The organism is Planotetraspora silvatica (assembly GCF_016863315.1).
Lineage (GTDB): Bacteria > Actinomycetota > Actinomycetes > Streptosporangiales > Streptosporangiaceae > Planotetraspora > Planotetraspora silvatica.
Genome location: NZ_BOOQ01000052.1, coordinates 88109 through 97442, shown reverse-complemented (window position 1 = coordinate 97442; position 9334 = coordinate 88109). Strand labels below are relative to the sequence as shown.

Annotated in this window: 8 protein-coding genes and 1 pseudogene; 2 read left to right on the top strand and 7 right to left on the bottom strand. The window is 66.3% G+C overall.

Features of this window, described 5'->3' with window-relative positions; genetic code table 11:
• Positions 1 to 50: 50 nt before the first annotated feature.
• Positions 51 to 2156, bottom strand: a complete 2106-nt coding sequence (locus Psi02_RS34180; RefSeq protein ID WP_203980000.1) for an ISAzo13 family transposase — start codon at positions 2154 to 2156, stop codon at positions 51 to 53.
• 47 nt (positions 2157 to 2203) lie between these two features.
• Between Psi02_RS34180 and Psi02_RS34175 the strand changes: the two are divergent.
• Positions 2204 to 2683 (top strand): annotated as a pseudogene (locus tag Psi02_RS34175) (transposase); the annotation flags it as partial.
• Between the two features lie 479 nt (positions 2684 to 3162).
• On the opposite strand, the gene Psi02_RS34170 reads toward Psi02_RS34175, so the two are convergent.
• Together Psi02_RS34170 and Psi02_RS34165 are read right to left on the bottom strand one after the other, a co-directional pair.
• The gene (locus Psi02_RS34170; protein WP_239095398.1) at positions 3163 to 3585 is read right to left on the bottom strand and encodes a GNAT family N-acetyltransferase; all 423 of its coding nucleotides are present in this window, start codon (positions 3583 to 3585) and stop codon (positions 3163 to 3165) included.
• 47 nt (positions 3586 to 3632) lie between these two features.
• Entirely contained in the window at positions 3633 to 4115 is a 483-nt protein-coding gene (locus Psi02_RS34165) for a transcriptional regulator (RefSeq protein WP_203979998.1), read from the bottom strand.
• A gap of 175 nt (positions 4116 to 4290) precedes the next feature.
• Here Psi02_RS34165 and Psi02_RS34160 point away from each other — a divergent pair, with 175 nt between their 5' ends.
• Positions 4291 to 5175 carry a LysR family transcriptional regulator gene (locus Psi02_RS34160; protein ID WP_203979997.1) on the top strand — a complete coding sequence of 295 codons (885 nt, stop codon included), beginning with the start codon at positions 4291 to 4293 and terminating at the stop codon, positions 5173 to 5175.
• A gap of 519 nt (positions 5176 to 5694) precedes the next feature.
• Here the strand turns inward: Psi02_RS34160 and Psi02_RS34155 are convergent.
• From Psi02_RS34155 to Psi02_RS34145, 4 genes are all read right to left on the bottom strand, one after another.
• A complete protein-coding gene (locus Psi02_RS34155; protein WP_203979996.1) occupies positions 5695 to 6330 on the bottom strand; it encodes a hypothetical protein in 636 nt (211 codons plus the stop codon).
• Positions 6331 to 6548: 218 nt separating this feature from the next.
• Positions 6549 to 6905, bottom strand: a complete 357-nt coding sequence (locus Psi02_RS34150) for an SRPBCC family protein (protein WP_203979995.1) — start codon at positions 6903 to 6905, stop codon at positions 6549 to 6551.
• Positions 6906 to 7337: 432 nt separating this feature from the next.
• Positions 7338 to 7415, bottom strand: coding sequence for a 50S ribosomal protein bL37 (locus Psi02_RS41200; protein ID WP_373317732.1), 78 nt, complete (start codon positions 7413 to 7415; stop codon positions 7338 to 7340).
• 11 nt (positions 7416 to 7426) lie between these two features.
• Positions 7427 to 8836, bottom strand: coding sequence for a TROVE domain-containing protein (locus Psi02_RS34145; RefSeq protein ID WP_203979994.1), 1410 nt, complete (start codon positions 8834 to 8836; stop codon positions 7427 to 7429).
• Between the last annotated feature and the right edge of the window lie 498 nt (positions 8837 to 9334).

Sequence of the window (9334 nt, the reverse complement as noted above, 5' to 3'; positions counted from 1 at the left end):
TGCCGGGCGCGTCCTGGCAGCGGTGCCGGACCCACTGAAGCCGTCAAGAATCAACCTGTCGGCGCGTTGTGGCTCGCTGATGCTGCAGCGAGGAGATCGGCCGCTGTGCGGTAGCGGGTAGAGGCGTGGTCGGGAATATGGCCTTCCTGTAGGAGGAGTGGTCGGGTCTCGCGAATGACGTTGCCGATGGCGGACCTGCTGACATTCCCGAGGGCGTCGGCGAGGACGTCCAGGGTGCAGAGGCGTCGCTGGTAGAGAACGGTGAGTAGGACGCGTTCGCTGTTGCTGATCTTTTGCGGGAAGACGCCGGCCCGAGCGCCGGGCTGGCGTGGGCCGCCGCGCCGTTGATAGGAGAGGCGTTCGGCTTGAGCTAACTGCCGCGCTGCGACACGGTCGGTGAGTTGGTGTAGTTCGTCTCGGGTGAGTCCGGTCAGAGTCGGGTGGGACAGTTGCCCGATGATGTCGGTTCGCGCGGGGCGCTGATCACTGTCCAGGAAGGTGATCAGGGCATCAGCGTTGGCAAACCGGAGCGGAGCCACCCCGGTGTTGTGGCCGTGGTCTTCGAGGGCTTCGCGGGTCTGCCTGACAAGGTCGGCGATGCAGGTGGCGGTGACTTCCAGCAGGTCGGAGAGCACGTTCATGGAGCAGACCTGCCGCTGGTAGAGGAGCGTGAGCAGGAGGCGTGCGGCATCGTTGAAGAGTGGCTTGACGCGGAGTTTGCCTGTCGCTCGCCGGGCCCGCCCGCCGCGTTGTTGGCTGTGTCGCTGCTGGGTCCGGGCGGCTTGGGCGGGAGCGAGGGCGGCGGCCAGCTGCTCGAGTTGTGCGGGGCTCATGCCGGTCAGCCGCGGGTCGGTCAGCCGATGAAGCATGGCCTGGCGACGCTGGGCGGGGCCGCTGGACTCACTGACGGGCGCTGCCTCGCTGGCGCTGGAGGCGGGTTGGGGGTGGAGGGTGTAGTTCCAGGTGCCGTGGGTGGTGTGCCGCTCAAGGGGCAGGGCTGCCATGCGCTCCTTGCTTATCGCGATGCCGGTGGGGTAGTCGCCGACATCCAGGGCGGCCTCGATGAGTAGCCCGCCGCTGGTGCGGGTCGTCGCGATCGTCTTGACGACCACCTCATGGCTGGTCAGAGGCCGGCCCCGCCAGTTGAGGGTGATGTGTGAAAACAGCCGGTGCTCGATCTTGTTCCACTTGGAGGTTCCCGGCGGAAAGTGGCAGACCGTGATGGTCAGCCCGGTCTCGGCGGCCAAGGCGGCCAGTTCACTCTTCCAGACGCGGTAGCGGTAGCCGTTGGAGCCGCCCGCGTCGGCGGTGATCAGCAGGCGGGATGCCTTTGGGTAGTCCCTGCTACCGCGCGCCTTCCACCAGCGGCGGACGGACTCCACAGCGAAGACGGAGGTGTCGTGGTCGACGCCGACGTTCACCCAGCCGGTGTTGCGGGTGATGTCGTAGATCCCGTATGGGATCGCTTGCTCGACATCCGGGCCGCTGAAGAAGAAGTGGTGGTCCTCGACCTCGACGGGCTCGCCCCGGGGGCGCCACTCCCGTCCGGCCATCGGTAGCCGGCCCAGTTGTTCCCGCTTTTTGGTGTCCACGCTGATCACCGGCTCGCCGTCAGCCTGGTGGCCTTTGACCTGCTCGTTGATGTAGCGGAATTGGGCATCGCGGTCGGGATGCTGGGCACCTTCGAGCGTCTTGACGTTGGCCTGCAGGCTGAAGCCGGCCGACTTCAGCAGCCGCCCTACCGTTGGAGCGGAGGTGGGATGTCCCTGCCTGGTCAGCTCCTCGGCCAGGTGCCGCAGCGACTTTGTCGTCCATCGCAGCGGCGACTCCGGATCGCCCCGCTCGTCCGGCTCGACCAGCGCCAACAGGGCGGGCATCAGCCCAGGGTCGTGCTCGGTCACCGGTTTGCGGCCCCCACCTGGCCGCCGGATGCGATCAACCGGCAGGGGATCCCCGCCTTCTTCCAGTTCGAAGACCCCGCTGCGGACGGTTGTCTCGCTGACACCGGCCGCCCGGGCGACCGCCCGCACGCCGCCGTGCCCCAGCAGCAGGGCCTCGGCGGCCAGCACCAGTCGCTGCTGACGCTCGTTCAGATGCGGGAGCAGCACCTCGAATTTCCGCGCAAGCTGTTCGCGGACCTCGGCGGGGATGGACATACCACATCAACGAGCCCAAGATCAGAAAGCAACGCCTTAATTCCTGACGGCTTCACTACCTGCGCAATTTGCTGACCACGGTTCCGAAGTCGGCGCAGCCGTGGGTGGCGACCCTGGTGCGGACCATCTTCGATCAGCCGACCACCGAACAGGTTCGAGCTCAGCACGCCTGGGTCATCGACGCCCTCCAGGCGAAATACCCGGCCGCCGCCGATCACCTCGACCAAGCCCGCGAGGACCTGCTCGCCTTCGCCCAGTTCCCGAGAGAGATCTGGAAACAGATCTGGTCGAACAACCCCCAGGAACGGCTGAACAAGGAGATCCGCCGCCGCACCGACGTCGTTGGCATCTTCCCCGACCGAGCCGCCATCATCCGCCTCGTCGGCGCCGTGCTCGCCGAACAGACCGACGAATGGACCGAAGCCCGCCGCTACATGGGCCTGGACGTCCTAGCCAAAGCCCGCCTACGCGTAATCCCGGGCGACACACCGACCCAGCAACAGCTACCGGAAACGCTCACCGCTTAACCTGCAGAAACGGATCACGCGGAGGTCGACTCCATACACCACCCCGCTGGACGTGACCACCATGCGTTCCAAGAGTTCTACGGCGGGCACGTCTGAGGAATCGCCCCAGGTGAAGCCTTCATCGCACCATTGCACGAGCCATGTAGCGCCTTCTGCGAGCAGTTCAGCCGCCTCGTCTGGGTCCAACCACTGGGCGATGCGGTGCCACGGCCGGCCGCTACGGTCCCACAGACGCCCATCTCCGAAGTCGTTCACGTACGGCATGCGTAGATCGTCGTCGTCGTCGTCAGTCGTCAGTCGTCAGTCGTCAGTCGTCAGCGTCGCAAGCGGCTTCTTGTGCCCCGATCATGAATGAGGGCAGGAAAACCCCAGTTCTAACAGGGGACAGCGGACGAGTCTGCCTGTAGGCCGGGCTCTGCTCCCAGCGGTTCTCTGACCTGCGGCTGACCCTGCTGCTTGCTAAGGGCGCACGCCCTCGTTCAGTCACACGCTGACGCATCGATGTCCAGAAAGGGCAAGCAGGGTGCAAGCCCTTCAACGCTGACGGGGACCGTACGGTGCTGCTCCCACGCCGCCCGGGTCAGGCATAGCCGATGCTCTACGACCATTTTCCCGTTCAGCGCCCGACGTTGGTGACCGTCGTGGTGATAGCCGAGTTTGTGCGAGACGGCCCGAGAGGCGTGGTTGTGCTCGAGTGCGCCAGAGAGAGCTTCATCGGCATCCAGGCCGGCGAAGGCCAGGTGGAGTATGGCTGCGCGCATTTCGGTGCCGATTCCCTGCCCCTGGTACCGTCGCCCCAGCCACGAACTGGTCCGCACCTGGCGGGTGACGTCCAAGTCCCGGGCGGCGAGGCTCTGCTGCCCTGCGCCGCCCTCGTCCTCACCCATCTCGAACACGGCCACCTACCGGAAATTCATTGAGATCACTTCTTCGAACGAATTTCGTGCTTTCAGGTTGCCGGCGGGCCATCAGGCAGCATTTCTCTCTCGAAGGAATCGCGTCCCGACGTGTCGAACCGCGCGCAAAGTTCCTGTACCTCGTCCTTGAGAAGTACGATCTGGGACAAGCCGACAAATTCGCCTTCGACCCGGATCGGTGAGACCGTGACCAGGATTGTCGTCTTCCCATAGGGCCTGGCGACGTAGCTCACCGGCTCAATGCGGCCGTCTTCGAACAGCTTGAGCATGGCGTCGAAACGGGGATTGGTCACCGCTCGGCGATGCCGCTTCCGGACGTCGTCGTCGATGTATTCGGGCATCCGGTCGAGATGCTCCGATGCCCACTTGTTGTAGTACATCACCGTTCCGTGGCGGTCCAGGATGGTGACTCCGAGTCCGGCCTGCTCGACAAGCCGGTCCGCCCACTCGTCCAGGCCCCAGTCCGTGGCGATGCGTTTCTCGGCGACTTCGGCTAGCTCGGCCCGAGATGTCATTGGTGCCTCCGAGAAGGATTGGCGGGATACCCGTCGTACTCGACAGACGGTGTCTGGTGTCCTGTATTCAGCTTGGACGTTTGACATCGAGTTCACAATGAGTCCTTTGGTGAGTAAGCCTTCGGCTGAGCCGAAGGCTTCTCGGATAGGGCCGGTGCGGGTAACGTCTCGACCCATGACGTACGACCTGACCGATCTTCAGCTGTTCTTGCAGGTGGTCGACCAGGGCAGCATCACCCAGGGGGCGGATCGGTCACACCTGTCGCTGGCCTCGGCCAGTGCGAGGATCAAGGCGATGGAGAAGGCTCTGGGGGCGCCGCTGTTGATCCGGCATCGCCGTGGCGTTGCGCCATCACCGGCAGGGTGGTTGCTGGTGGCCCATGCCCGTGAAGTCGTTGGGCAGATCGCCCGGATGCGTTCAGAGTTGGCCCGGTATTCCGACGGCCTGCGGTCCACTTTAGTGATCTTGGCGAACACTTCGGCAACCGAAACGCTCGTGCCGTCGATGATGGTCGACTTCATGGCCGACAACCCCGACATCGACCTGGAGTTGGAGGAACGGCCAAGCCATGAGATTGTCGCCGCCGTCACCGACGGCCGGGTGGAACTGGGGATCATCGCCGACACCGTGGACTCGGGCCGGCTGGAACGCGCGGTACTGCGTCCCGACCCGCTGGTCGTCATCGTGCGGCCAGGCCATGCTCTGGCCGGGCGTGCTGATGTCGCGTTCAGCGACTGCCTCGGCCACCCATTCGTCGGCTTCACCGCGGGGAACCCGTTGCAGGAGCATCTGAGCGGGCAGGCTCAGCCGCTCGGGCTCCGGCCTCGCTACCGAGCGCATCTGCCGACCACGGAGGCGATCTGCAGTGCGGTGGCGGCTGGGGTCGGCATCGCCGTAGTTCCCGCGGTTGCGGCCGCCCGTTGGCAGCGTGCCTACGACCTGCGGGCCGTGGACCTGACGAATTCCTGGGCGAAGCGCAATCTGCTGCTGTGCAGTCAAGGCTGGTCCGGCCTCTCCGAAGCCGCGGCAGCGCTCGCCGCACACCTCAAATCGTCGTGATCGCGTTCACGCTCGCGACTCAACGGATATCGAGGCGAACACGAGCTGAAGGCCGGGGGATGGTCCCTTCCCCCGCTGTCTCTATCTCGGCCTAGATCCACCGCCTTGCAATTCCAGTGATCGTTTCGGTTCTGATTCCCCGACGAGGACTGTAAAGCCTGCTCATGTGCTGTTTTCGGGCGTAGGAGGGCTGTCGTGCGAGGGTCACGACCTGTCCACATGATGATCAGGTTGGGGTGGGGTTTCGTGCGCTAGGGGAGCCCTGGTGACCGGGCTGGTCGAGGGGAAGGCTGCGAGAGGGCGGGTCTGGTCAGCCCGCACAGGCCGGTGGCGGCCTGAATGTCGCGTCGAACAGGTTCATCCAGGCGTGCTGCCGGCGCCAATGTGCGGGCAGGTGGTAGGTGAGATGGCCGCGGCCGTGCCGGGCGATCCGGGCGGGCACGTTGACCAGGCGGCGGCGCAGGGTCGTCCCGCGCGCCAGGGAGTGGAACGCGCCGGCCAGGCACCCGGAATCCAGGCTCAGTGAGGCAGCGAGGCGAAATCGACGAGAGCGAACGGTATCCCGTCGGCCTGATGCCCGTCCTCTGCCGGTGCGGCCAGCGCCAGGACCTCGAAGCTGGAGGGGTCGGACCACACCTCGCTCCAGGTCAGGGATCCGCATAGGCCGTTGCGTGCACCGAGGTTCTGGATGACCGGTTTGCCGGGCTGCACGTCCAGTTGCTCGCTAAGGGCGGGCTGGGCCTGAGGGGCGCCGTCGTCACGTTTCGGGCTGAGAGTGGGGCCACCGCCCACGATTGCTCCGTCCTCGAGGTAAAGGACCTGGACCTGAGCGGCCGGGGTGGTTGTTCCGGTGTATTGCCTATCGGAGGAGAACGCGACCTGTATGCGGGGACCTTCGGTCGTGGACTGCCGGCGGACCGAAGGGATCGAAAGCGTGAGGCCGCCGAGCTGTCCGACGGCGGGCATTGCAAACGACTCTCCGCAAACGTAGGGGCCACCCGGGGTGGACACGTAGATCATTTCGCTAGAGGAGTGGCTGTCGCCAACCCAGCGGGCCACTCCGAAGACGCTGAGGGCAAGGATCCCCACGCCTGCGGCGACTGCGCCGAAGCGGGTGCGGTGGCGGAAGAACGCAGACGGTTCGGCGGTGTCCATAAGCGGTCCCTCGGCGAAGTTGGACGTGTGCTCTGTCACTCCACATCGACGGATGATGATCCCCGCGGGTTCAACAGTCGCTTGCTGGTAAGGCGACAACAGGCGTTCGAACTGGGCTTACAGGTTCTCCACCTGCGGAGACCGTCCGTTGCCGTCCGCCAGTGTCCGCGGTCATTCATCGGCGTCGTCACGCAGTTCGTCAGGCGGCGATTCCGGCCCTACTGTCCAAAGGAGAAGCGGAGCTGAGCATTGATTAAGAAGTTGAGCCGGTGACGCAGATGACCGATCACAGCTTGCTCCGGCGCTTCCCCGGGCGTCACCAGCGTCCAGCGCAGTGCGCATCCGTTCTCGGCCGGCCGTATATCGAACCGGATCTCATCGTCGGGCCTTTCGGGCCACAACGACGACCAGACCACGAGTTCCGGCTCCACCGCATGGAGGATGCGGGGCTCGACCTCATCGGAACGCAGATCAAGCCACCGTCGTCCACCAGGTCGCCACGGGTTGGCCAGACTCTCCCACACGACATGGGGAGGCGGCGGTTGGTTACGCTCTCGTGAGCCCAACTCGATCACTTCGACAGACTAGGGGAACGGGGACCAGCGCCGCCCCGCACGATCGCACGTCCGCCGGTTTGGAAGACTTCGGTCCAGCCTCTTCTGACCTGCTGGTGTGCAGGCCAGGCGGCCATGGCGTTGCTCGTGAACCCCCGTGAGCGCCCTATGTGCCCGCCCCGTCTGACACGCCTGCGGCACGTACTGGTGGCAGCCCCTGGGGCCGTGCTCGTAGTCGTCGCGGAGCTACCGGACTCGAACCGGCTCAGGCCTCCGGACGCGGAACATCCATCAGACGGCCACAATCTCGAAGATTGAAGCGGTTTTCCCAGCATCGCCTTTGCCCGCGACGACCTGGCTCAGCTTACTTACCAAGACGGGCCAGCCATGTGGGACTGTGGGCCGGATACAAAGCGGGCTCCGGCACGTCGCCGTGCCGGAGCCCGTGGGAGATCAGCCGTGGCCGGGCTTCATTCCGTGGTTGGCGCTCTTGTTCCTGCGGGTGCGTTTCTTGCGGGCACGCTTGGACATGGTGATCTCTCTTAGAAGGGCCAGGCGCCGGTGCGCGCCATCTCGATGTGCGGGACGGCGGCGAACCAGGGGTCGCTGACGTCGGTGATGATGTGCTCGTGACCGGGCACGGTCACGGCCTCCGCGGCTTCGACCGCGGCGCCGGGGTGGGTGAGGACGACGACCCGGTCATGCCCCCGCACGTGCTCGCGCAGAGCCTGGGCCACCGTCTGGCCGCCGCCCGGTTCGGCGAATCGGGCGAGCGTGTCGATCAGCAGGTCGCCGTTCCCGGCCTGCACCGGCCCGGTGACCCGTCCGCATTCGACCAGGTCGGCGGAGGAGGACCGCAACGCGAGGGCGGCGCCGAAGACGGCTGACGCGTCCGCTCGTGTCAGCGGCGACGTCGCGGAAACCGGTGCGGACATCGGCTCGCTGCGGTCCACGAGGATGAGCGTGCGCCCGGGCAGGGCCGGTACCTGCTCCAGGGAGTGCTCCAGGGCCTGCTCCAGCGCCCACGACCATCGCGACGAGGGGACGGAGCGGTGGGCGGTGAGGATCTCCACCGGCAGGGCCCGGCCACGCTTCACCGACTTCTGCGCGGCCAGATCGGCCGATATCCAGTCGGCGACCTCGTCGGCCAGGCCCGCCCGGTCGAAGTCCGGCAGGTGCGCCAGTCGTTCCCGGTAGCTCATCGGCGGCACGACCACGGCCCACGCCTTGTCGGTCATCGTCCCGCCCAGCCAGTCGCGTACCTGGTGCCAGTTCATCGCGGCCCTGACGAACACGCCGCCGGCGTCGGGCCGGTCGAGTGTGCGAAGACGCCTGTCGGGCGGCACGGCCTCCAACTGGGCCCGTGCTCGCAGCGTCGCCAGCGACTCGGGAACCGGGTGAGAGCCGCGCCGGCGAAGTGCCGCGTACTGGAAGATCTCGTTCTGGATCTTGCCGATCGGCTTGGGGTGGGTGAGGGCGATCACCTCGGCGAAGCGCATGGCGGCGTCCTCGGTGTCGTAGGTGAGGAGCGCGACTTCGTCGTACAGTCGCGCGGCGGCGTCGGCCACGCCCGCCTTGACCGATTTGGGGATCGAGTGGCCATGGCGGCGGACCCAGTGCGCGAGCAGGTCGCCCGGCTCGTCGGCCCGGGTCAGCAGGTTGTCGATCAGTTCGCGCCTCTCTCCGGGAGCGCCCAGACCGGCCACCATCCGTGCGTGCATGAACTCGACCGCGACCGCGATGCCGAACCGGCGCAGCGCGGGCTGCCTGCGGGTCCAGTCGATGAGGCCGCGGATCCACGGCGCCTCGTTGACCGCCAACTGATCGACCAGGCTGGCGAAGCGATCGCCGGGGTCCTGCGCGGAGTCGTCGGCCAGGGTACGCGCGGCCAGGAGGAACAGTTCCTTCTTGGCGGTCGTGATCGAAGGCGCGAGGGGGTGAGGTGTGGTCATGGCCCTTCTCCATTGATCGGCGGGAACCTGTTCCCGCCCTTGGGGGGCCTCCCGAGATGGAGTGACCGGATTTCTCCGTGAAGCCCAGGGCACGGCGAAGGAGGCGCGGGTATGCCCGGCCGCAACCTCGTCCGCCGGCCTGCGGCGTTCACCGGGAGGCCATCGGCGCCGGATCACATGATCGTGGTCACGGCGCGGAACGGGTCGGTCTGAATGCGCATCGGGGACCCGCCACCCGTATCGACGTCCCGGCTCAAGGGACGTGACATCGAACGGGCACAAACAAGGAGAGAAGGCACGCGCGGCCGGAGATCTCCGTGCAGGCGATCCGCGGTGTCATGCTTCCCTCCCTTCCGGGCGCCCGGTTCGGTCGAGAATCCACTCTGTCGGCTCGTGAAGCGCCGGGCAAGCGACGTTGACGCCTTCCTGATGATGAATCCGCCCGCAGGCATAAATAGCGTGTCAACGCCGGATTTCCGACGATGTTGCCGCGATGGT

What these genes read in the sequence shown, in the direction of transcription:
- Psi02_RS34180 (WP_203980000.1), bottom strand. Translation starts at nt 2,156, where the DNA reads ATGTCCATCCCCGCCGAGGTCCGCGAACAGCTTGCGCGGAAATTCGAG.
- Psi02_RS34165 (WP_203979998.1), bottom strand. Translation starts at nt 4,115, where the DNA reads ATGACATCTCGGGCCGAGCTAGCCGAAGTCGCCGAGAAACGCATCGCC.
- Psi02_RS34160 (WP_203979997.1), top strand. Translation starts at nt 4,291, where the DNA reads ATGACGTACGACCTGACCGATCTTCAGCTGTTCTTGCAGGTGGTCGAC.
- Psi02_RS34155 (WP_203979996.1), bottom strand. Translation starts at nt 6,330, where the DNA reads ATGGACACCGCCGAACCGTCTGCGTTCTTCCGCCACCGCACCCGCTTC.
- Psi02_RS41200 (WP_373317732.1), bottom strand. Translation starts at nt 7,415, where the DNA reads ATGTCCAAGCGTGCCCGCAAGAAACGCACCCGCAGGAACAAGAGCGCC.
- Psi02_RS34145 (WP_203979994.1), bottom strand. Translation starts at nt 8,836, where the DNA reads ATGACCACACCTCACCCCCTCGCGCCTTCGATCACGACCGCCAAGAAG.